Raw genomic sequence first — 19,838 nt, forward strand, 5'->3', positions numbered from 1 at the left:
TCAGGCGGCCTGTGCCGGCATCGAATGGTTGGTGTGGGTGAGCTGGTTGTCGCGGTCCACGTAGACCAGGGTCGGCTTGTACTTGGCCGCCTCGGCTTCGTCGCAGATGCCGTAGGCGCAGATGATCACCAGGTCGCCGGGCTGGGCCTTGTGCGCGGCCGCGCCGTTGACCGAAATCACTCCGCTGCCCTCTTCGCCGCGGATGGCGTAGGTGGAGAAGCGGTGGCCGCTGTTGATGTTGTAGATGTGCACCATCTCGTACTCGCGGATGCCCGAGATGTCGAGCAGGCGGCCGTCGATCGCGCAGGAGCCTTCGTAGTGCAGCTCGGCGTGGGTGACGGTGGCGCGGTGGATCTTGGCCTTGAGCAGGTTCAGTTGCATGTCGGTCACTCGTGGGCCCGCGGACGCGCGGGCGCGAAGGGTTTGAAGTCTAGCAGCGCATGGCGCGCTGCAACATGGTCCGGGCGCAGGCCGTACGGAACGCAGCTTTTCCGTGGGTGCCGGCCGCCGGCGCCCTGTTCAGGCGGCGAATTCGAGGTTGTCGATCAGGCGGGTGCGGCCCAGGCGGGCGGCGATCAGGGCCACGCGCTCGCCGTCGTCCGCGTCGCCCGCCTCCGGCAGGGTCAGGTCCGGGCGGCGCAGCACAGCGTAGTCGACCTCGAAGCCGGCATCCGTGAGCCGGCGCGCGGCTTCGGCCTCGACCGCCTCGCGCCCCTGCCCGGCCTGGACCGCCTCGCGGACCCACTGCAGGGTGCGGTGGATCTGCGGCGCGCGCGCGCGCTCGGCCTCGGACAGGTACTGGTTGCGCGAACTCATCGCCAGGCCGTCGGCGTCGCGCCGGGTCGGCGCGGCGACGATCTCGATCGGGAACGCCAGGTCGCGGACCAGGTACCGGATCACCGCCAGTTGCTGGTAGTCCTTGCGGCCGAACACGGCCACGTCCGGGCGGACCTGGTTGAACAGCCGCGCCACCACCGTGGCGACGCCGTCGAAATGGCCCGGGCGGTGGGCGCCCTCCAGGGTCTCGGTGACCGTGGGCACGGCCACCTGCACGGTGCGCTGCGCCCCGTACGGATACATGGTCTCCACCGACGGGCGCCACAGCAGGTCGCAGCCGGCCGCGCGCAGGCCGTCGGCGTCGGCCTCGGGGGTGCGCGGATAGCGGCCGAAGTCCTCGTTCGGGCCGAACTGGGTCGGGTTCACGAACACGCTCGCCACCACCCGGTCGGCACGCTCGCGCGCCAGCCGGATCAGCGAATGATGGCCTTCGTGCAGGTTGCCCATGGTCGGGACGAAGGCGACGCTGTGGCCGGACGCGCGCCAGGCCTGCAGGGTGGAACGCAGCGCGCCCAGTTGATCGACGGTCAGCATGCGGTAGCTCGCGGAAAGGACGAGGTGGAAGTGACGGCGCGATCCATGCGCGAGACGGGCCGCAGCGGCGGCCGGCCGGGGGACGCGACGCGTTCGGCGCCGCGCCCTGGCCTATGTCGGGCCTGGCCGCGGCGATTTCCAGGCCCGCGGCGGCGGCGCGCGCTCAGTCGTAGGAATGCGACGCGTCGGGGAAGCGGCCGCTGCGCACCGCTTCGCCGTAGGCGGCGAAGGCGCCGGCGACCGAGCCGCCTTCGGCCAGGAAGTCCTTGACGAACTTGGGCCGGCGGTGGCCCGAGTTGACCCCGAGCAGGTCGTGCAGCACCAGCACTTGGCCGTCGCAATGCGGGCCGGCGCCGATGCCGATGGTGGGAATCGCGATCTCGGCGGTGATCGCCTGGGCCAGCCCGGTCGGCACGCATTCCAGCACCAGCAGCGCGGCGCCGGCCTCGGCCACCGCGCGCGCGTCGGCGCGCAGCCGGGCCGCGGTAGCGTCGTCGCGGCCCTGCAGCTTGTAGCCGCCCAGGCGCAGCACCGACTGCGGAGTCAGGCCGAGGTGGGCGCAGACCGGGATCTCGCGTTCGACCAAAAAGCGGACGACCTCCAGCTTGTGCCCCGCGCCTTCGATCTTGACCATCGCCGCGCCGGCGCGCAGCAGCGCGGTGGACGCGTCGAGCGCGCGCTCGGGCGTCGCGTCGGAGGCGAACGGCAGGTCGGCGATCAACAAGGCCTTGGACAGGCCGCGGGCGACGCAGGCGGTGTGGTAGGCCATGTCGGCCGCGGTCACCGGCAAGGTGCTGCCGTGGCCCTGCACGACCATGCCCAGCGAATCGCCGACCAGGATCAGGTCGGTGCCGGCGGCGTCCATGGTGCGGGCGAAACTGGCGTCGTAGGCGGTCAGCATGACCAGCTTGCGGCCGTCGCGCTTGGCGTCGGCGAGCATGGGCACGGTCCAGGCCTTGCGCTTCTCGGAAGGCGTGGCATCGGTCGGAGCCGAGGTATACATGGGCGGAAGTCCGGTGGCGACGGACGTGGTGGGGAGGCGGCTAACTTAACAGGTTGCCGCCGGCTGGCGACTCTCGCCGGCGGAACGCTGTCGGGCCGCCACGCGGCGGCAAGCGGGCGGGCAAGCGCAGCGCACCGCCGCAGCCCCGTTCGCCCCCTGCAGGAGCGGCGCAAGCCGCGACCGCGCCAATGCGACTACGACGCGCGCCACGCGATCGCCGTCGAAGCGGGTTGATCGAAAGATCGTATGCGGCCGTACGGCTCGGGGGCTTTCGCGGTCGTTGCATTGCCGCGGTCGCGGCTTGCGCCGCTCCTACAGGGGCCCTTCCTGCGGCAGGGCTTCGATGCCGCCGGGGTCGATCCGCGCCAGCGCGGCGCGCGCCGGGCCGATGCCGGGGATGGCCGCGTCCGGCGCGATTTCCACCAGCGGCGCCAGCGCGAACGCGCGCTCGTGCAGGTGCGGGTGCGGCACGTGCAGCCCGGCTTCGGCGATGACCGCCTCGCCGTACAGCAGCAGGTCCAGGTCCAGCGTGCGCGGGCCCCAGCGGTCGCTGCCGTCGGCGCGGCGCGCGCGCCCGGCCTCGCGCTCGATCGCGAGCATGGCCGCGAGCAGTTCGCGCGCCGGCAGCGCGGTGTCCAGCCACGCCACCGCGTTGAGGAAGTCCGGCTGGTCGGTGCGGCCCCAGGCCGCGGTGCGGTACAGGCGCGAGGCGCGCCGCAGGCGCGAATGCGGCAGCGCGGCGAGCGCATCCACGGCCGCGCGCAACACCGCGGCGCTGTCGCCGAGATTGCTGCCCAGGCCGATGTAGGCGGAAACGGTTGGCGTCATGGCGATGCGGCGCGAACGGACGGCGAACGGGCCGACGCCGCCGGCCGCGAGGCGGACGGCGTGCGGCGATGCGAAACGGATGCTGCTGGAACCGGGTCGGCGCAAGCGGCGCGAACCGCTTCGCAGCGGCCTGCCCCGGCCGACCGGAGCGGACCGGGCGCGCCGGGCGACGACGCAACGCGTCGCCGCGCGCTTACTCCGCGGCGCCGCCCACCGGCGCGCCGCGACGGCGCCGGCGGCGCTTGCGCGGAGCGCGGCCCTCGCCGCCCTCCTCGTCGCCGCCGTCTTCGTCCGCGCGCTCGTGCTGCGCTTCGTGCTGGGCCAGCGACTCGTTCGGGTGCTGCTGCGCCTCGCGCCAGAACTCGACGTCGGCCGAATGCTCGTCCGAAGCGGCCATGCGCAGGCTCAGGAAATCGAACGCGGCGCGGAAGCGCGGGTGCGACAGCAGCCGGAACACGCGCTTGCGCTGGCGCTGCTGGAAGCGCGACTGCAGCAGCCAGATCTCCTGCATCGGCAGCGAGAACCGGCGCGGCAGCGCGATCGTGGCGAGCTGGTGCAGGGTGACCCGGTCGGCCGCGCGGCGCTGCGCTTCGGCGGTATGCACGCCCTGCGCCTGCAGGCCCATCAGGTCGCGGCAATACGCCGGCCACAGCAGCAGCGCGAACAGGAACGCCGGCGATACCGGCTCGTCCGCGGCGACCCGCGCGTCGGTGCCCTTGAGCCCTTCCAGCACCATCCGCCGCAACGCGCCGCTGCGGTTGGACTTCAGCGCCGCGGCGCTTTCCGGCAGCAGCGCCGGCAGCAGGCCGTAGCGCTCCAGGCCGAGGAAGCTCTCGACCGCGTGGCCGGACAGGAACAGCTTGAGGCATTCCTCGAACAACCGCGCCGGCGCGGCTTCGGCCAGCAGCGGCGCCAGCCGCGGGATCGGCGCGGCGGTGTCGCGCTCGATCTCGAAGCCGAGCTTGGCCGCCAGGCGCACCGCGCGCAGCATCCGCACCGGGTCTTCGCGGTAGCGCGTTTCCGGATCGCCGATCAGGCGCATGAGCCGGTTCTGCACGTCCTCGAAGCCGCCGACGTAGTCGCGCACCGAGAAGTCCTCGACCGCGTAGTACAGGGCGTTGGCGGTGAAGTCGCGGCGCACCGCGTCGTCCTCGATGCTGCCGTAGACGTTGTCGCGCAGCAGCCGGCCGCCGTCGTCGGTCTCGCGGTCGCCGCTGCCGTCGTCGATGTTGGCGCGGAACGTCGCCACCTCGATGATCTCGCGGCCGTAGACCACGTGGGCCAGGCGGAAGCGCCGCCCGATCAGGCGGCAGTTGCGGAACAGCCCCTTGACCTGCTCGGGCGTGGCGTCGGTGGCCACGTCGAAGTCCTTGGGATGGCCGCCGACCAGGATGTCGCGGACCGCGCCGCCGACCAGGTAGGCGCCGAAGCCGCTGTCGCGCAGCCGGTACAGCACCCGCAACGCATTAGGGCTGATGTCCTTGCGCGAGACGTTGTGCTGGTCGCGCGGGATCACCCGCAACGAGGTTTGGATATGGGATGAGATGTTGTCGGCTTGCATCGAACGCGGACGCGCCGCCTTTTGAAAGAATTCATGGGTCAGGCCGTTGCCGGAGGCTGCGGCGGCGCATATACTAGCAGGCCGCACGGGATTGAGAGACTGTGCGGTCCACCAGGAAGCCTCCGGTCGCCGGAGCCCCCGGTCGGAAGCTCCAACGCTCCCTTCGTCTAGAGGCCTAGGACGTGGCCCTCTCAAGGCTAAAACACGGGTTCGAATCCCGTAGGGAGCGCCATCCAGGCGACCATGTCGCAGAAAAAGCCCGCCTCGCGCGGGCTTTTTCGTTGCTGGGGCGGGTCCGGCCGGGGCCGGCCGCCCGGACGGGGCGGCCCGCACCCGACCGCCCGGCCCGCGCCGGCCGCCACGGGCCGCGCGCAAGCGCCCCGGCATTGCGATCCGCGCCGCCGCCCCCAGCCTGCGCGAGGCCGCGGATGCGGGCCGACGCGGCGCGCACAACCGCGCCATCGAGCAGTTCCGTCCGTGGCGTTACCCGCTTCCCAGCTTGCGTAAGAGAACACGCGCAGCCTTGGGCCGGCGCGGCGCGAGTGGCTACACTATCGACCGCCCGGCCTGCACCGCACCGGATCACCTACAGGACCCAGCCATGCCCTTCGTCGTCACCGAGAACTGCATCAAGTGCAAGTACACCGACTGCGTGGAGGTGTGCCCGGTGGACTGTTTCCATGAAGGCCCGAATTTCCTGGTGATCGATCCGGACGAGTGCATCGACTGCACCCTGTGCGAGCCGGAGTGCCCGATCAACGCGATCTACCCCGAGGACGACGTGCCCGCCGGGCAGGAGGCCTTCGTCGCCCTCAACGCCGAACTGGCCCAGGCCTGGCCGGTGATCACCACGCGCAAGGACAGCCTGCCCGACGCCAAGGACTGGGAAGGCAAGACCGGCAAGATCGACCTGCTGGAACGCTGAGCGCGGCCGGCGCGCGCCGGAAAAGTTCCGCAATTCCCTGAATTCGCATGGTTTGCGGCGCGGATGCGTTCATCCGCGCGTGCCTATGCTGGCCGCGGTCCCCTACCGCAGCGCCGCCATGTCCAAGCTCCTGCCCTTTGGCCTGTTGCTCGCGTTGTGCCTGACCCCGGCGGCGACCGGCGCGCAGCACCGCGGCTTCGATCTGTCGCAACTGGATCTCTCGCAACTCGACCTGTCGCGGCTGGATCCGGCCGCGATCATGGCCAGCGCCAACGACACCCTGATGCGCGCGCCCGACAGCCGCATCGACGGGCTGTTCCAGGCCCTGCGCAGCGCATCGCGCGACCGCGACGACGCGGCCACGCTGTGCGCACTGTTCGATCCGCGCGCCGACCGCAGCGCGCAGGCGCTGATGGCGGCGGCGCAGCGGCTCAGTCCGGACAGCCACCAACGCTTCGGCAACGCCTTGATCGAGATCGCCGCCAGCGGCCTGCAGAGCCCGCGCCAGGCCTACGACGCCGGCACGGCCAAGCAATCGCTGAAGTCGGCCGCGGCGCAGGCGATGATGCTGCACGACGGCTTCGGCGCCGGGCTCAACGCCGACGGCGCCGACGAGGCCTCGCGCCAGGCGCGCTGCCAGTCCTTCGCCTGGCTGCTCGACGCGCTGGGCGAGCAGCCGCTGGCGCAGCGCGCCGGGGCGATGCGGTTGCTGTTGAACGAGGGGATGAACCGGTTGACGGTGCGCTGAGGCGGGCCGTTGGCGATCTGGAACAAAAGCATCGGGCCTGAAGGCCCTCCCACAAGAGCGGACGGCCCTGCCATCGGGCCGGGCTCTTGTGGGAGGGCCTTCAGGCCCGACGCTTTCGGCTCAGCCCGCCACGCCACCGCAAACGAAAACGGGCGCCAGCGGCGCCCGTTTCCGCATCCGGCCGAAGCCGGAAGGATCGATCAACGCCCGCCCAGCGCCGCCTTCAGGTCGGCGATCAGCTTGGTCGGGCCGGCGCCGGACGCCGGCAGGCCGCGCGGGTCCACCGCCGACACGTAGGCGCCCGCCTCGACCGCGCTGACCCGGACCAGGAAGCTGGCGCCCTGGTAGCTGACGTCGTAGGCGCCCAGCAGCTGGGCGCGGCTGGCGATGGTCAGGCCCTCGGTCTTGCCGAGGACCTCGCCGACCTTGTTGAAGGCGTCGTCGCGGTTGCCGTTGAGGGTGAAGCCCAGCGCCGAGGACGCCGGCGCGCCCGGCTGGGCCTGGATCGGACGGTTGGCCGAGGCCACCGCCGAGCCGCCCGGGATCGCCATGGCGCCGTCGGTGCGCGGCTGGTCGAGGTCCGGCGGCACTTCCAGCGGACGGTTTTCCGGCGCTTCGGCATAGAGCTTGTTGCCCTTGCGGAACCAGCTGCAGCCCGAAGTGGCGACCACCGCCAGCAACAGACCGGCGACGACCGCACGGGACAGGGAAACGTTGGAACGCATGGGTATCTCCTGCAAGGGTTCAGGCCGCGAGGTTGGCGCGGCTCAGGTGTTCGAGTTCGACGGCCAGGGCGCTGGCCTGGCGGGCGGCATCGGCGTGCGCGGGCGACAACGCCTGCAACGGCAGGCGCAGCCCGTGGCCGATGCCTTGTGCGGCCAGCAGCGCCTTGACCGGGATCGGGTTCGGCTCGATGCCGAGGAAATCGTAGGCCGGACGCAGGCGCGCGTCCCAGGCCTCGGCCTCGCCGCGCTTGCCGGCGCGGGCCAGGTCGGCGAGGCGGCGGAACGCGGCGGGCATGGCGTTGGAGCCGACCGAGACGATGCCGTCGGCGCCGGCCAGCATGGCCCGGCACGCGCTCGGATCGTCGCCGCTGAGCACGGCGAAGCCGTCGGACTTCAGCGCCAGCAGTTCGTGCATGCGCGGCGGGTCGGACACCGCTTCCTTGATGCCGACGATGCGCGGATGCGCGGCCAGTTCGGCCACGGTGGCCGGCAGCAGGTCGCAGCCGGTGCGGCCTGGCACGTTGTAGAGCACCACCGGCAGCGCGCCGTCGTCGGCGATCGCGCGGTAGTGCGCGAGCAGGCCGGCCTGGGTCGGGCGCACGTACGGCGGTGCGACCACCAGCGCCGCGTCGGCGCCGAGCGCGGCCACGCGCCGGTTCAGTTCGATGGTCTTGGCGGTGTTGGACAGGCCGGTGCCGGCCAGCACCGGGATGCGCCCGGCGACGAATTCCACCGCGCTGCGCAGCAGGGTGTCGTACTCCGCGTCGAACAGCGCCGCCGCCTCGCCGGTGGAACCGGCGACGACCACCGCCTGGGTGCCGCCCTCCAGCTGTTTCGCCAGCAGCGTGCGCCAGGCGTCCAGGTCGAGTTCGGCGGACGCGGTGAACGGCGTCGCCAGCGCGGTGATGCTGCCGGTAAGTCGCAAGTTGGAACCTGTTTGAGCGTTGGGGAGCGGCCGCAGGGCGGTCGCCGGGGGGCGGGCGGGACGGCGCGGACGCCGCGGCCGCGGGCCGCAGCGGCGGTCGGCCGAGCGGGCGCGGTCGCAACCGACCGGAACCGGGCCTGCGGACACGAAACCATGCCCACGGACGGCCATACACCGGGCGATGTTACTTGCGGCGCGAAAGCGCGGGCAAGTATGCTGGCCTGCAGTCGCGGCCCGCGCCCGGGCCGCCGTTCATTCTCCGAGCCGACATCCGCTCCCCTTGCAGGCGCCGCCTTGACCGATTCCGCTTCCCGGCCGTCGCCGAACGATAACCACCTCCTGATCAACGCCTACACGACGCATCCGGAGTCGCCGCTGCTGGCGGTCACCCGCCGGATCGCCGACTCGGGCTGCAATCTCGTCGACGCGCGCCTGGCCACCGTCGGCCGCGACGTCTCGGTGACCGCGCTGGCCCAGGGCTCGTGGGACTCGGTCGCCAAGCTCGAAGCCATGATGGCCCGGCTGGAGCGCGAGGAAGGCCTCAAGCTGGTGTGGTACCGCACCGGCGCCAAGCAGGTGCAGTCCAACCTGCTGCCCTACATCGTCGAAGTCGTCGCCGCGGACAAGCCCGGCATCCTGTTCCAGCTGGCCGACTTCTTCGACCGCCAGGGCATCACCATCGAAAGCCTGCACTGCTCGCGCTACCGCGCGATGCAGACCGGGGCGGACATGTTCTCGGCCCAGATCACGATCGGCGTGCCTTCGAGCATGCACATCGCCGCGCTGCGCGACGATTTCCTCGAGTTCTGCGACCACCTGAACCTGGACGCCATCATGGATCCGATGAAGTTCTGACGGGTAGTCTCCAATCATGCTCGACACCGGCGATCGCGCCTACGGCGGCAAAGCCCCCAACTACGACCTGGCCCTGTCCAGCGGCGAAACGGTCAAGCTCAAGGACTACGCCGGCGGCTGGCTGGTGCTGTACTTCTACCCGAAGGACAGCACGCCCGGCTGCACCACCGAAGGGCTCGACTTCAACGCCCACCTGGCCAGGTTCAAGAAGCTCGGCGCGACCGTGCTGGGCGTGTCGCGCGACTCGATCAAGTCGCACCAGAACTTCTGCGCCAAGCAGGGCTTCGAGTTCGACCTGGTCAGCGACAAGGACGAAACCTTGTGCAACGCCTTCGGCGTGATCAAGGAAAAATCGCTGTACGGCCGCAAGTACATGGGCGTGGAGCGCAGCACCTTCCTGATCGACCCGAAAGGCGTCATCGTGCAGTCATGGCGGCCGGTGAAAGTCGCCGGGCATGCCGAAGCCGTACTCGCCGCACTCAAGGACCACGCCGCCCAGTGAGGCCGCCCCTTTTCCCGACGCGCCGCCGTCCCGCCCCGCGGGCCATGGCGGCGCCGCCGTGCGCGCGCACCTGCGCGCCGGCCCGCAGCCTTCCGATTTCCTGTCCCCCGGCGTGCCGCCACGCCATTCTCCCGCGGAGCTGTCGATGACACGAAGCAAGCGCATCTACGTGCTGGATACCAACGTGCTGATGCACGATCCCACCGCGCTGTTCAAGTTCGAGGAGCACGACGTCTACCTGCCGATGCAGGTCATCGAAGAGCTCGACAACGGCAAGAAAGGCACCTCCGAAGCCAGCCGCAACGCGCGCCAGGTCAGCCGTTTCCTCAACGAGCTGATCGAGGTCGAGGGCACCGACAAGATTTCCAGCGGCATCTCGCTGGTGCGCCCGCAGGGCCTGCAGCTGCGCGGCGCGCAGAGCATCGGCAAGCTGCGTTTCCAGACCGACTCCTTCGATGCCGGCAAGCGCTTCGGCACGGTGATCCCGGACAACCACATCCTCGGCGCGGTGCTCGCGCTGAAGGAAAGCGACCCGGGCGCGCCGGTGGTGCTGGTGTCCAAGGACATCAACCTGCGGATCAAGGCCTCGATCGCCGGGATCGTGTCGGAAGACTACGAGAACGACCGCGCGCTCGACGATTTCAGCCTGCTCTACACCGGCGCCACCGCGCTGCCGGAAGACTTCTGGCAGCGCCACGGCAAGGACCTCAAGTCCTGGACCGAGAAGGGCCGCACCTTCTACGAAATCGCCCGCACCGAAAACGACGACTGGTATCCCAACCAGTTCCTGTACCTGCCCGGCGACGACGAGTCCGAGCTCAAGGTCACCAAGGTCGGCGAGGAACGCGTCACCCTGCAGATCGTCGACGACTTCCGCCACCACCAGCACGCGGTGTGGGGCATCAGCGCGCGCAACCGCGAGCAGAACTTCGCGCTCAACGCGCTGATGGACCCGGAGATCGACTTCGTCACCCTGCTCGGCACCGCCGGCACCGGCAAGACCCTGCTGGCGCTGGCCGCGGGCCTGGCCCAGACCATGGACCAGCAGCGCTACCGCGAGATCATCATGACCCGCGCCACGGTCAGCGTCGGCGAGGACATCGGCTTCCTGCCCGGCACCGAGGAAGAGAAGATGACCCCGTGGATGGGCGCGCTGACCGACAACCTGGAAGTGCTGACCCACAACCAGGACGGCGGCGCCTGGGGCCGCGCGGCGACCAACGACCTGCTCGCCTCGCGGATCAAGATCCGCTCGATGAACTTCATGCGCGGGCGCACCTTCCTCAGCCGCTGGCTGATCCTGGACGAGGCGCAGAACCTCACCCCGAAGCAGATGAAGACCTTGATCACCCGCGCCGGCCCGGGCACCAAGATCGTCTGCCTCGGCAACGTCGAGCAGATCGACACGCCCTACCTCACCGAGACCACCTCGGGCCTGACCTACGCGGTCGACCGCTTCAAGGGCTGGGCGCACAGCGCGCACGTGACCCTGCGCCGCGGCGAGCGCTCGCGCCTGGCCGATTACGCTTCGGAAGTGCTGTAAACGATGCCGGCAACGACAAGGACGTTGTCGCGCGGGCTGCGCATCGCGCTGGCGATTTTCGCCATCGCGCTGCTGGCGCGGATCGGCTTCCAGTGGTGGGCCGACGATGTGCAGGGCGAGCCGCTGGAGGACGCGCCCATCGCCGTCGCCAGCGGCGGCGCGCTGGATGCGCGCATCCGCCTGCGCGTGCGCGACTCCTACCGCATGCAGTTGGTGTTCCTCATCCCGCCCGGTGGCCGCGAGCGACTGCGCGACCTGCTCGCCGAACCGGTGCCTCGCCACGGCCCGCAGGTCTCCGAAGGCGTGGTGGTGCCGCTGCGCTGGTCGCTCAGCGAGGCCGACAGCGGCCGCATCGTCGCCCAGGGCGAACCGCGGACCGAAGGCCTGGACGCCTGGAACAGCGACATGTTCTGGCGCCAAGCCGGCAGCTTCGCCGCGCCGCCGGGCTGGTACCGGCTGCAGGTCCAGGCGACCCGGCCGGTGCCGGAACTGGCCGGCGTGACGACCCTGATCAACGTCGGCCTGCGTCCCAAGGTCAGCGGCAGCTGGCAGACCGAGTGGGCGTGGTTCGGGCGCTTGCTCTGCGTGTTCCTGGATCCGTTGATGGCGCTCGCGGCGCTGCTGCTGACGTGGCTCGTCGGCCGCCGCCTGTGGACCGCGCGACGCGCGGCCGCGGCGCCGACACCGGCCTGAACCGGGCCGCCGCGCCGCGATGACGCCCGCATCGGCGCTGCCGCGGCGGGCGCTTTTCGCTACGCTGGCGCCATGAGCGCACCCTCCCCCATTTCCGCCCTGACCATCGCCGGCTCCGACTCCGGCGGCGGCGCCGGCATCCAGGCCGACCTCAAGACCTTCGCTGCGCACCGCGTGCACGGCCTCAGCGCGCTGGCCGCGCTGACCGCGCAGCACACCCGCGGGGTGACCGCGGTGCACGTGCCCGACACCGGCTTCCTGCGCGCGCAGATCGACGCCTGCTTCGACGACTTCGACGTGCGCGCGGTCAAGCTCGGCATGCTCGCCACCGCCGAAGTCATCCACGCGGTGGCCGATGCGCTGGAGCATCACCAGCCGCGCTGGCTGGTGCTCGACCCGGTGATGGTCGCCACCTCCGGCGCGCGCCTGCTCGAGCCTTCCGCGCTGGACGCGCTGCGCACGCGGCTGCTGCCGCTGGCGAGCGTGGTCACCCCGAACCTGCCCGAAGCCGAGCTGCTGCTCGGCGCGCCGATCGCCGACCGCGACGCCATGCGCGCCGCGCTCGACGGCCTGTTCGCGCTCGGCGCGCGCGCGGCGCTGCTCAAGGGCGGCCACCTGCCCGGCGACGGCGACGTGGTCGACCTGTTCGCCGCGCCCGGCGCCGCGCCGCGCGAGATCGCCCATCCGCGCCTGCAGGTCGACGCGCACGGCACCGGCTGCACGCTGGCCTCGGCGGTCGCGGCGAACCTGTGCCTGGGCCGTTCGCTGGAAGACGCCAGCATCGCCGCGGCCGACTACGTCCACCTCGCGCTGCGCCAGGGCTATAAGCCCGGCCGCAGCGAAGTGCTGGTGCTCGATCACTTCGGCGCCGCGCCGCGTGGCTGAGCCGATCGACCGCGAACCGCGCGCACTGGCCGCGGCCGACGGCCACGCCTGGTCGCTGAGCTGCGCGATCCCGCCGCGCCCCAGCGCCAGCCTGCTGTGGCTGCCGGCGCTCGGCGTGGCCGCGCGCCACTACCAGCCCTTCGCGCAAGCGCTGGCCGCGCGCGGCATCGCGGTGTTCGTGCACGAGTGGCGCGGCAACGGCAGCAGCAACCTGCGCGCCAGCCGCGCTGTGGATTGGGGCTACCGCGAACTGCTGCTCGACGACCTGCCGCTCAGCGACGCCGCAGTCGCCGCCGCGCTGCCGGGCGTGCGCCGCATCGTCGGCGGCCACAGCCTCGGCGGGCAGATGGCGTGCATGCGGCTCGGGTTGGCCGCGCTGCACAACGACCCGCACATTCCCACCGCGCTGTGGCTGGCCGCCAGCGGCGCACCGTACTGGCCGACCTGGCCGATGCCGCAGCGCCTGGCGATGCCGCTGATCTACCGTTTCCTGCCGTGGCTGGCGCAAGTCAACGGCACCCTGCCCGGCCGCCGCATCGGTTTCGGCGGCACCGAAGCGCGCAGCCTGATCCGCGACTGGGGCCGCACCGCGTTGAGCGGCGTTTACGCGGCGCGCGGGATCGAGGCGGACATGCAAGCCGGCATGGCGCGGGTGCGCGTGGACGCGCGCGCGGTGCGCATGGTCGACGATTGGCTGGTGCCGCGCGCGTCGCAGGATTTTCTGCTCGGCAAATTGCCGCTGGCCAAGGTCGAATCGACCGAACTGGACGCGCGGGCGTTGGGCGCTCGCGCCGATCACTTCGCCTGGATGAAGCAGCCCGACGCCGTAGTCGCTGCGTTGCTGCGCTAGTCGTTCGCGGGAGCGCGAACTGGCCCGCCTGTCGTTCCCGCGAACGCGGGAATCCACGGCTTTATCGAAACATGACGCTGAAGTCTCTGGATCGCCCGCCTACGCGGGGATGACGTCTGGAACGAACGCGACGCCACCCAGCTACCGTCATTCCCGCGAACGCGGGAATCCAGGGCTTTATCGAAGCATGACGCTGAAGCCTCTGGATCCCCGCCTTCGCGGGGATGACGGCTTGTGAGCGCGCAACGCCCCCCGCTCCCACACGCGCGACTTCCGACATTTACGCCTCCGGCGCGATCTTTTACGCCGAATTTACGCGCCGGCGCCGATCGCGAAATAGCGGCTTTACGCCCGCCCTTCCGAGAATGAGCACGTGGCCGAACCGGCCTCTTTCGCTTCTTTCCGGATACTTCCATGTCGTCGTCGCACCATCTGTTCCGCCGCCGCGAGGCCGCATTGCCGCTGCTACTGGCCGGCTGCGCCGGTCTCGGCCTGCTCGCGCTGGGCGCGGATGCGCGGGCCGAGCAGGCGCCCGCCTTCACCCTCAGCGGCTCGGCCGCGCTCACCAGCGACTACGTCTGGCGCGGCAGTTCGCAGACCCAGGGCGACCCGACCGCGCAGGTCGGCGTCAAGGCCGCCCATCGCAGCGGTTTCTATGCCTCGGCCTGGGGCTCGGGCGTCGAGTTCGCGCCGGACACCCACGCCAGCAGCGAGCTCGATTTCACCGTCGGCTGGGCCGGCAAGCTCGCACCGGACTGGACGCTGGACCTCAACGTCCTGCATTACCGCTATCCGTCCACCACGGTCGATCTGAACTGGACCGAGCTCAACGGCACCGTGACCTGGCGCGACAACTACTGGCTGTCGCTGGCGTATTCCAACGAAGCGCTCGGCAGCAAGGACCGCGGGCTGTATTCGCAAGTCGGCGCGCGCGTGCCGGTCAACGACGCGCTGCGTTTCGAAGCCGCGCTGGGCCATTACTTCCTCGACGACGTCTACGACCGCAGCTACACCCACGGCCAGCTCAGCGCGATCTGGGCGTTCCGGTCGCCGTTCGAGCTGCGCCTGAGCGCGCACGCCACCGACCGCAACGCCGAGCGGATCTTCGGCGATTCCCTGGCCGGCTCGCGCATCGAAGCGGCCGTCCAGGCGTCCTTCTGACAGGAGATACGACCATGCCCGGCTGGCTCTCGATGCTGTGCGCGATCTCGGTCCTGGTGGCCGCCGCGTACCTGCTCTACGTCGTGCTGCGCCCCGAGGACTTCTGAGGCGCGCCCGCGGCGCGGGACGCGCCGCGGTTCCACTTTCCTTCGCGCGACGGCGACCGAGCCGTCGCGCGCGAGGCCGCCGCCGCGCCGGACGCGCGGTCGCGGCCCCATCACCGTCCGGTGTTCGTCATGATCGAAATACTCCTCGTCTTCGCGCTCGCCATCGGCCTGGGCTGGCCGCTGGGCCAGTACCTGGCCCGGGTCATGCGCGGCGACCGCTCGCGTCTGGATCCGCTGTTCGCGCCGCTGGAACGCGCGATCTACCGCGCGCTCGGCACCGATCCGGCGCGCGGCATGAGCTGGCGCGGCTACGCGCTGGCGTTCGCGCTCAGCAACGCCGTGCTCGCCGTATTGGTCTGGGTCTTGTTCATGACCCAGGCCTGGCTGCCGCTGAATCCCGATGCCGCGCCCAACATGCGCTGGGACACCGCGCTGCACACCATGGTGTCCTTCCTCACCAACACCAACCAGCAGCACTACTCCGGCCAGGCGCAGCTGAGCTATCTGGCGCAGATGGTCGGCATCGTCGGCCTGCAGGTAGCGACGCCGATGATGGGCCTGGGCATCGTCGTCGCGACCCTGCGCGGCCTGTTCGGCGGCCGCCAGGCGATGGCCGACCCCGGCGCGGCGGCGCGCGAAGGCGAAACCCGCGACCTGGGCAACTACTGGGTCGACGTCACCCGCGCCACCCTGCGCTTCATGCTGCCGCTGTGCCTGCTGTGGGCGGCGCTGCTGACCTGGCAGGGCGTGCCTTCGACGCTGCAGAGCGGCGCGACGGTTGCGCCGCTGGATCAAAGCGCCGAGCTGAAGCAACAGAAGATCCCGGTCGGGCCGGTCGCGGCGATGGTCGCCGCCAAGCAACTGGGCACCAACGGCGGCGGCTGGTACGGCCCCAACAGCACCGTCGCGCTGGAGAACCCGACCCCGTTCTCGAACCTGATCGAAACCCTGGCGCTGATCCTGATCCCGGTCGCGGTGACCTTCATGGTCGGCCCGTTCACCGGCCGCCGCAAGCTCACCGCGCTGGTGTTCGGCAGCATGTTGCTGATGTCGACCGTCTCCACCGGCCTGTCGGTGTGGTCGGAAGCGCATTCGGCCACCGCCGCCGACGCGGCGCTGATGGAAGGCAAGGAAACCCGCTTCGGCGCCAGCGACTCGGCGCTGTGGTCGGCGCTGACCACCCAGAGCAGCAACGGCTCGGTCAACGCCATGCACGACTCGCTGGCGCCGCTGACCGGCGCCATGGCGATGGTCAACATGCTGATCAACGCGATCTGGGGCGGCATCGGCTGCGGCCTGCAGCAATTCCTGGTCTACCTGCTGCTGTCGGTGTTCCTCGCCGGGCTGATGACCGGGCGCACGCCGGAACTGTTCGGCCGCAAGATCGAAGCGCCCGAGGTGCGCCTGCTGGCGCTGCTGATCCTGTTGCAGCCGCTGGTGGTGCTGGGCTTCAGCGCGATCACCTTGGCGCTGCCCTCGATCACCGGCAATTCCAATCCCGGCTTCCACGGCATCGGCCAGGTGTTCTACGAGTACACCTCGGCGTTCGCCAACAACGGGTCGGGGTTCGAAGGCCTGGGCGACGCCACGTACTGGTGGAACCTGAGCTGCGCCGCGGTGCTGGCGCTGGGCCGCTATCCCGCGCTGATCGTGCCGCTCGCCGTCGCCGGCCTGCTCGCGCGCAAGCGGGTCGCGCCGCAGAGCGGCGGCACCCTGCACGCGGAAACCCCGACCTTCGCGCTCACGCTGATCGCGGTGATCGCGATCCTGACCGTCCTGCAATTCATGCCTGCGCTGGTGCTCGGCCCGATCGCCGACCACCTGACGCTGGCGACCAAGGCTCTGTGAGGTAAAGCCTTATGAACAACAACACTGCTCCCGGCCATCCCGGCGCCCAGCGCCGCACCGGCGCCGTCGCCGGACTCGACGCCGCCGGCCTGCGCGCGGCGATCCGCGAATCCTTCGTCAAGCTCGCCCCGCAGCACGCGGTGCGCAGCCCGATCATGGCGGTGGTCCTGCTCGGCACCGTGCTGTCGGCGCTGATCACGCTGTTCGTTCCCGGCAACGCCGCGTTCGGCGCCGCAGTCACCGCGATCTTGCTGATCACCGTGCTGTTCGCCAACTTCGCCGAAGCCGTCGCCGAAGCGCGCGGCCGCGGCCAGGCCGCCTCGCTGCGCGCCGCGCGCCGCGACTTGGTGGCGCGCAAGCTCGATGCGGTCGGCCGCAACGAAACCCGCGTCGCCGCGTCCACGCTCAAGCCCGGCGACCGGGTCGTCGTCTCCGCCGGCGAGCTGGTTCCGGCCGACGGCGAGATCGTCAAGGGCCTGGCCACGATCAACGAATCGGCGGTCACCGGCGAATCCGCGCCGGTGCTGCGCGAGGCCGGCACCGACCGTTCCGGCGTGATCGGCGGCACCAAGGTGCTGTCGGACGAGATCGTGGTGGAAGTCAGCGCCGAGCCCGGCCAGAGCTTCCTCGACCGCATGATCGCGCTGGTGGAAGGCGCCAACCGGCAGAAGACCCCGAACGAGATCGCGCTGACCATGCTGTTGGCGGCGATGACGCTGACCTTCCTGATCGTGGTCGCGACCTTGCCGTTCTTCGCCGGCTTCGTCGGCGCCAAACTCGACCCGCTGCTGCTGATCGCGTTGCTGGTCTGCTTGATCCCGACCACCATCGGCGGCCTGCTGCCGGCCATCGGCATCGCCGGCATGAACCGCGCGCTGTCGGCCAACGTGCTGGCGAAATCCGGCAAGGCGGTGGAAATCGCCGGCGACGTCGACGTGCTGCTGCTCGACAAGACCGGCACCATCACCCACGGCGACCGCCAGGCGACCGCGTTCCACCCGCTCGCCGGCATCGACCGCTCGCAGCTGCGCGACGCCGCCCTGCTCGCCTCGCTCGCCGACCCGACCCCGGAAGGCAAGTCGATCGTGCGCCTGGCGCGCGAGCAGCACAGCGCGGTGGCCGAACCCGAGCGCGCCGACTACCTGCAGTTCACCGCGCAGACGCGCATGTCCGGCGTCGACCTGCCCGCCGATTACGACGGCGGCGCGCGCTCGATCCGCAAGGGTGCCGGCGACGCCATCGGCAATTACGTACGCTCGCTCGGCGGCGAAGTCGCGCCGGAGCTGGCCGCGCGCATCGAGCAGGTCGCGCGCGGCGGCGCCACCCCGCTGGTGGTGGCCGAAGGCCGCTACGTGCTCGGCGTGGTCGAGCTGTCGGACGTGGTCAAGCACGGGGTCAAGGAACGCTTCGCGCGCTTGCGGGCGATGGGCGTGCGCACGGTGATGATCACCGGTGACAACCCGCTCACCGCCGCCGCGATCGCCGCCGAAGCCGGCGTGGACGACTACATCGCCGAAGCCCGGCCCGAGGACAAGCTCGCCCGCATCCGCGCCGAGCAGGCCGGCGGCCGCCTGGTGGCGATGGTCGGCGACGGCACCAACGACGCCCCGGCGCTGGCCCAGGCCGACGTCGGCCTGGCGATGAACTCCGGCACCCAGGCGGCCAAGGAAGCCGGCAACATGGTCGATCTGGATTCGGACCCGGCCAAGCTGCTGGCGGTGGTGGAAGTCGGCAAGCAGCAGTTGATCACCCGCGGCGCGCTGACCACGTTCTCGCTGGCCAACGACGTGTCCAAGTACTTCGCGATCCTGCCGGCGCTGTTCGCCGCGGCGATCCCGCAGATGGCCGCGCTCAACGTCATGCGCCTGTCCAGCCCGGCCAACGCGGTGCTGGCGGCGCTGATCTTCAACGCGATCATCATTCCCGCGCTGATCCCGCTGGCCCTGGCCGGCGTGCGTTTCAAGCCGGCCACCGCGGTCGCGCTGTTGCGCCGGAACATGCTGGTCTACGGCCTGGGCGGCGTGCTGCTGCCGTTCGCCGCGATCAAGCTGATCGACATGGCCCTGTCCGCGATCTTCTGACTCCGAAAGCCCCTCTCCCGCGTGCGCGAGAGGGGTTGGGTGAGGGCCGCGCCCTCACACACTACAAGGAACACCACCATGACCGCCCAACCCACCTGCGCCTCCAGCATCGACGACCGCCAATCCCTGCGCGCGCCGTTGCTCTTCGCTGCCGTCTCCCTGCTCGGTTTCGGCCTGGCCTACTCGCTGGCCGGCACCGCCATCGGCCGGGTCGCGTTTCCGGCGCAAGCCGCCGGCTCGATCGTCGAGCGCGACGGCCGCGCCGTCGGCTCGGCGCTGGTCGCCCAGCCGTTCGCCGACGCGCGCTACTTCCAACCGCGCCCGTCGGCGGCCAAGTACGACCCGATGGCCGCGTCCGGCAGCAACCAGGCGCGCAGCAATCCCGACCTGCGCAAGCGCCTGGCCGAGGAAACCGCGGCCATCGCCAAGCGCGAGGGCATCGCCGAAAGCGCGGTGCCGGCGGAGCTGGCGACCCAATCCGGCGGCGGCCTCGACCCGCACATCTCGCCGCGCTCGGCGCAAGTGCAGGCCGCGCGCGTGGCCCGCGCGCGCGGGCTCGATCCCGCCAACGTCGAAGCGCTGATCGCGCAGAGCACCCAGGCGCCGCAATTCGGCGTGCTGGGCGAGCCGCGCGTCAACGTGCTCGAACTCAATCTCGCGCTGGATGCGGCGCGCTGAGCGCGTGCGCGCATCCAGGCGCGGATCGACGCACCGCAGCGATGCGGCCGCGCGACGCGCCCGGCGCGGAAAAACAACTGTCAAAATCGCAACTGTTGCGATCCGTAGAACTGCGAACGCGATTCGCTCCGTGCGAATGCGAGCCCTTAGGCTCGAATCGCCAGAACGATCTGGCGCCAAGGAGAGAAGCACATGAAGCGCTTGTTCGAAGGAAAGAAGAAAATGCTGCTGGCCCTGGCCGGCGCCGCCACCTTCGCCGCCGGTTTCGCCTACGCCGCCGCGCACCCGTGCGTGGAATGCGGAATCGAACGCGACCGCTGCCTGGCCTCCGGCACCAGCCCCACCCTGTGCCAGGCGATGTACAAGACCTGCTGGCAGGAAAACGGCTGCAACCCGGCCAATCCGGGCAACCCGCGGTAACGCCCGCGCCTGCGTGGCCGGATTCGGGCATCGTCCCGATCCGCGCCGCGCCGGCTTGCGCGCCGCAGCCCCAGGCACCATGCTGCGCGCGAGCCCCGCGCCGATGCGGTCCGCGCATCGGCGCGACCG

General features: G+C 70.9%; 20 protein-coding genes, 1 tRNA gene and 1 pseudogene. 15 read left to right on the top strand and 7 right to left on the bottom strand.

From position 1 onward, the window contains the following. The 5 genes and pseudogenes from panD to pcnB form a co-directional block, all read right to left on the bottom strand. Positions 1-381 carry an aspartate 1-decarboxylase gene (gene panD / locus BLV01_RS02690; RefSeq protein WP_057948096.1) on the bottom strand — a complete coding sequence of 127 codons (381 nt, stop codon included), beginning with the start codon at positions 379-381 and terminating at the stop codon, positions 1-3. Between the two features lie 138 nt (positions 382-519). Further along, entirely contained in the window at positions 520-1,371 is an 852-nt protein-coding gene (panC, locus tag BLV01_RS02695; RefSeq protein WP_091793790.1) for a pantoate--beta-alanine ligase, read from the bottom strand. A gap of 163 nt (positions 1,372-1,534) precedes the next feature. Continuing rightward, complete coding sequence (gene panB / locus BLV01_RS02700; protein WP_091793793.1) at positions 1,535-2,374, bottom strand: 3-methyl-2-oxobutanoate hydroxymethyltransferase; 840 nt, start codon at positions 2,372-2,374, stop codon at positions 1,535-1,537. A 312-nt stretch (positions 2,375-2,686) separates the two neighbouring features. Next, a complete protein-coding gene (gene folK / locus BLV01_RS02705) occupies positions 2,687-3,202 on the bottom strand; it encodes a 2-amino-4-hydroxy-6-hydroxymethyldihydropteridine diphosphokinase (protein WP_091794632.1) in 516 nt (171 codons plus the stop codon). A 193-nt stretch (positions 3,203-3,395) separates the two neighbouring features. After that, a pseudogene (pcnB, locus tag BLV01_RS02710) lies at positions 3,396-4,724 on the bottom strand (polynucleotide adenylyltransferase PcnB); the annotation flags it as partial. Between the two features lie 195 nt (positions 4,725-4,919). On the opposite strand from pcnB, the gene BLV01_RS02715 reads away from it, so the two are divergent. The 3 genes from BLV01_RS02715 (at position 4,920) to BLV01_RS02725 (ending at position 6,436) form a co-directional block, all read left to right on the top strand. Further along, positions 4,920-4,995, top strand: a tRNA-Glu gene (locus BLV01_RS02715). A gap of 369 nt (positions 4,996-5,364) precedes the next feature. Continuing rightward, positions 5,365-5,688: a ferredoxin FdxA gene (gene fdxA, locus BLV01_RS02720; RefSeq protein ID WP_091793800.1), complete on the top strand. Its 324-nt coding sequence runs from the start codon at positions 5,365-5,367 to the stop codon at positions 5,686-5,688. Between the two features lie 118 nt (positions 5,689-5,806). Next, positions 5,807-6,436, top strand: a complete 630-nt coding sequence (locus BLV01_RS02725) for a hypothetical protein (protein ID WP_139178403.1) — start codon at positions 5,807-5,809, stop codon at positions 6,434-6,436. Positions 6,437-6,636: 200 nt separating this feature from the next. On the opposite strand, the gene BLV01_RS02730 is transcribed toward BLV01_RS02725, so the two are convergent. Both BLV01_RS02730 and dapA read right to left on the bottom strand, forming a co-directional pair. After that, the gene (locus tag BLV01_RS02730) at positions 6,637-7,161 is read right to left on the bottom strand and encodes a hypothetical protein (RefSeq protein ID WP_091793806.1); all 525 of its coding nucleotides are present in this window, start codon (positions 7,159-7,161) and stop codon (positions 6,637-6,639) included. A gap of 19 nt (positions 7,162-7,180) precedes the next feature. Continuing rightward, positions 7,181-8,086 carry a 4-hydroxy-tetrahydrodipicolinate synthase gene (gene dapA / locus BLV01_RS02735; RefSeq protein ID WP_091793808.1) on the bottom strand — a complete coding sequence of 302 codons (906 nt, stop codon included), beginning with the start codon at positions 8,084-8,086 and terminating at the stop codon, positions 7,181-7,183. 213 nt (positions 8,087-8,299) lie between these two features. Here dapA and BLV01_RS02740 point away from each other — a divergent pair, with 213 nt between their 5' ends. From BLV01_RS02740 to BLV01_RS02795, 12 genes are all read left to right on the top strand, one after another. Further along, positions 8,300-8,941 (top strand): glycine cleavage system transcriptional repressor, encoded by a 642-nt coding sequence (locus tag BLV01_RS02740; protein WP_091793811.1) that lies wholly within the window; start codon positions 8,300-8,302, stop codon positions 8,939-8,941. Between the two features lie 16 nt (positions 8,942-8,957). Further along, positions 8,958-9,443: a peroxiredoxin gene (locus BLV01_RS02745; protein WP_091793814.1), complete on the top strand. Its 486-nt coding sequence runs from the start codon at positions 8,958-8,960 to the stop codon at positions 9,441-9,443. 145 nt (positions 9,444-9,588) lie between these two features. Next, positions 9,589-10,986 carry a PhoH family protein gene (locus tag BLV01_RS02750; RefSeq protein WP_091793817.1) on the top strand — a complete coding sequence of 466 codons (1,398 nt, stop codon included), beginning with the start codon at positions 9,589-9,591 and terminating at the stop codon, positions 10,984-10,986. Positions 10,987-11,010: 24 nt separating this feature from the next. After that, a complete protein-coding gene (locus BLV01_RS02755) occupies positions 11,011-11,679 on the top strand; it encodes a hypothetical protein (protein ID WP_091793820.1) in 669 nt (222 codons plus the stop codon). A gap of 72 nt (positions 11,680-11,751) precedes the next feature. Next, entirely contained in the window at positions 11,752-12,564 is an 813-nt protein-coding gene (gene thiD, locus BLV01_RS02760) for a bifunctional hydroxymethylpyrimidine kinase/phosphomethylpyrimidine kinase (RefSeq protein WP_091793822.1), read from the top strand. Continuing rightward, the gene (locus tag BLV01_RS02765) at positions 12,557-13,414 is read left to right on the top strand and encodes an alpha/beta hydrolase family protein (RefSeq protein WP_254782484.1); all 858 of its coding nucleotides are present in this window, start codon (positions 12,557-12,559) and stop codon (positions 13,412-13,414) included. The genes thiD and BLV01_RS02765 overlap by 8 nt, the downstream gene beginning before the upstream one ends. 414 nt (positions 13,415-13,828) lie before the next feature. Continuing rightward, positions 13,829-14,575 (top strand): TorF family putative porin, encoded by a 747-nt coding sequence (locus tag BLV01_RS02770; protein WP_091793823.1) that lies wholly within the window; start codon positions 13,829-13,831, stop codon positions 14,573-14,575. A gap of 14 nt (positions 14,576-14,589) precedes the next feature. After that, positions 14,590-14,682: a potassium-transporting ATPase subunit F gene (locus BLV01_RS02775; RefSeq protein ID WP_057948112.1), complete on the top strand. Its 93-nt coding sequence runs from the start codon at positions 14,590-14,592 to the stop codon at positions 14,680-14,682. Between the two features lie 129 nt (positions 14,683-14,811). After that, positions 14,812-16,530 (top strand): potassium-transporting ATPase subunit KdpA, encoded by a 1,719-nt coding sequence (gene kdpA / locus BLV01_RS02780; RefSeq protein WP_091793825.1) that lies wholly within the window; start codon positions 14,812-14,814, stop codon positions 16,528-16,530. 11 nt (positions 16,531-16,541) lie between these two features. Further along, on the top strand, positions 16,542-18,611 hold the full coding sequence (gene kdpB / locus BLV01_RS02785; protein ID WP_091793827.1) for a potassium-transporting ATPase subunit KdpB: 2,070 nt from the start codon (positions 16,542-16,544) through the stop codon (positions 18,609-18,611). A gap of 78 nt (positions 18,612-18,689) precedes the next feature. After that, complete coding sequence (gene kdpC, locus BLV01_RS02790) at positions 18,690-19,289, top strand: potassium-transporting ATPase subunit KdpC (protein WP_091793829.1); 600 nt, start codon at positions 18,690-18,692, stop codon at positions 19,287-19,289. A gap of 192 nt (positions 19,290-19,481) precedes the next feature. Next, entirely contained in the window at positions 19,482-19,709 is a 228-nt protein-coding gene (locus BLV01_RS02795; RefSeq protein ID WP_091793831.1) for a hypothetical protein, read from the top strand. Positions 19,710-19,838: the final 129 nt, after the last annotated feature.

Source organism: Lysobacter sp. yr284, assembly GCF_900107375.1.
In the GTDB taxonomy this organism is placed as follows: domain Bacteria; phylum Pseudomonadota; class Gammaproteobacteria; order Xanthomonadales; family Xanthomonadaceae; genus Lysobacter.

Coding starts and splice junctions, on each gene's coding strand:
- BLV01_RS02745 (WP_091793814.1), top strand. CDS start 8,958: ATGCTCGACACCGGCGATCGCGCCTACGGCGGCAAAGCCCCCAACTAC.
- BLV01_RS02770 (WP_091793823.1), top strand. CDS start 13,829: ATGTCGTCGTCGCACCATCTGTTCCGCCGCCGCGAGGCCGCATTGCCG.
- BLV01_RS02740 (WP_091793811.1), top strand. CDS start 8,300: ATGCTGGCCTGCAGTCGCGGCCCGCGCCCGGGCCGCCGTTCATTCTCC.
- BLV01_RS02795 (WP_091793831.1), top strand. CDS start 19,482: ATGAAGCGCTTGTTCGAAGGAAAGAAGAAAATGCTGCTGGCCCTGGCC.
- BLV01_RS02730 (WP_091793806.1), bottom strand. CDS start 7,161: ATGCGTTCCAACGTTTCCCTGTCCCGTGCGGTCGTCGCCGGTCTGTTG.
- kdpA (WP_091793825.1), top strand. CDS start 14,812: ATGATCGAAATACTCCTCGTCTTCGCGCTCGCCATCGGCCTGGGCTGG.
- panB (WP_091793793.1), bottom strand. CDS start 2,374: ATGTATACCTCGGCTCCGACCGATGCCACGCCTTCCGAGAAGCGCAAG.
- thiD (WP_091793822.1), top strand. CDS start 11,752: ATGAGCGCACCCTCCCCCATTTCCGCCCTGACCATCGCCGGCTCCGAC.
- panC (WP_091793790.1), bottom strand. CDS start 1,371: ATGCTGACCGTCGATCAACTGGGCGCGCTGCGTTCCACCCTGCAGGCC.
- kdpB (WP_091793827.1), top strand. CDS start 16,542: ATGAACAACAACACTGCTCCCGGCCATCCCGGCGCCCAGCGCCGCACC.
- BLV01_RS02725 (WP_139178403.1), top strand. CDS start 5,807: ATGTCCAAGCTCCTGCCCTTTGGCCTGTTGCTCGCGTTGTGCCTGACC.
- fdxA (WP_091793800.1), top strand. CDS start 5,365: ATGCCCTTCGTCGTCACCGAGAACTGCATCAAGTGCAAGTACACCGAC.
- panD (WP_057948096.1), bottom strand. CDS start 381: ATGCAACTGAACCTGCTCAAGGCCAAGATCCACCGCGCCACCGTCACC.
- kdpC (WP_091793829.1), top strand. CDS start 18,690: ATGACCGCCCAACCCACCTGCGCCTCCAGCATCGACGACCGCCAATCC.
- BLV01_RS02750 (WP_091793817.1), top strand. CDS start 9,589: ATGACACGAAGCAAGCGCATCTACGTGCTGGATACCAACGTGCTGATG.
- folK (WP_091794632.1), bottom strand. CDS start 3,202: ATGACGCCAACCGTTTCCGCCTACATCGGCCTGGGCAGCAATCTCGGC.
- BLV01_RS02775 (WP_057948112.1), top strand. CDS start 14,590: ATGCCCGGCTGGCTCTCGATGCTGTGCGCGATCTCGGTCCTGGTGGCC.